General features: G+C 64.1%; 1 protein-coding gene. It reads left to right on the top strand.

Features of this window, described 5'->3' with window-relative positions; genetic code table 11:
* On the top strand, positions 1-846 hold an 846-nt coding region (locus J5M56_RS23635), incomplete at both ends, for an NAD(P)/FAD-dependent oxidoreductase (RefSeq protein WP_207937899.1).

Below are 846 nucleotides of genomic sequence, written 5' to 3'. Positions count from 1 at the left end.
GTGCTGGACTTTGTTGACCACCATGCGCGAGCTCAAGGGTTTCGAAGAACCCAGCGGCCGCCGCCGGCCGATGGGCGCGAGCCACGGCCATGCCCACGCTGACAAGCGCAACTGGCTGGAGCGCCGCCGCGACGAAGAAGCGGCGCTGGGCATTACCACGCAACCGTACTGCCTGATCGTCGGCGGCGGTCAGGGCGGGCTCGGCCTCGGCGCAAGGCTCAAACGCATGGGCGTACCGACGCTGATCATCGACAAAGCCGAACGCCCCGGCGATCAATGGCGCGGCCGCTACAAGTCGCTGTGCCTGCACGACCCGGTCTGGTACGACCACATGCCCTACCTGCCCTTCCCCGACCACTGGCCGGTGTTCACCCCGAAAGACCAGATCGGCGACTGGCTGGAGATGTACACCAAGGTCATGGAACTCAACTACTGGCCGCGCACTGAATGCCTCGGCGCTACGTTTGACGAAGAGACTGGCCGCTGGACCGTGGAGGTCCTGCGCAACGGCGAGCCCGTCACCCTGCAACCGACGCAACTGATCCTCGCCACCGGCATGTCTGGCGTACCGAATGTGCCGGTGTATCCAGGCGCTGAAAACTTTCAGGGCCAGCAACATCACTCCAGCCGTCACCCCGGCGGCGATGCGTGGAAAGGCAAGCGCGCAGTGGTCATCGGCGCGAACAATTCAGCCCACGACATCTGCGCCGATCTGGTGGAAAACGGCGCCGAGGTGACCATGGTGCAACGTTCGAGCACGCACATCGTGCGTTCGGACAGCCTGATGGAACTGGTTTTCGGCGGGCTTTATTCCGAAGAGGCGCTCGAGTCGGGTCTGACTACGGA

This window comes from Pseudomonas sp. 51_B, assembly GCF_017491595.1.
GTDB lineage: Bacteria > Pseudomonadota > Gammaproteobacteria > Pseudomonadales > Pseudomonadaceae > Aquipseudomonas > Aquipseudomonas promysalinigenes.
This window is presented reverse-complemented; position numbering and strand designations above follow the sequence as displayed.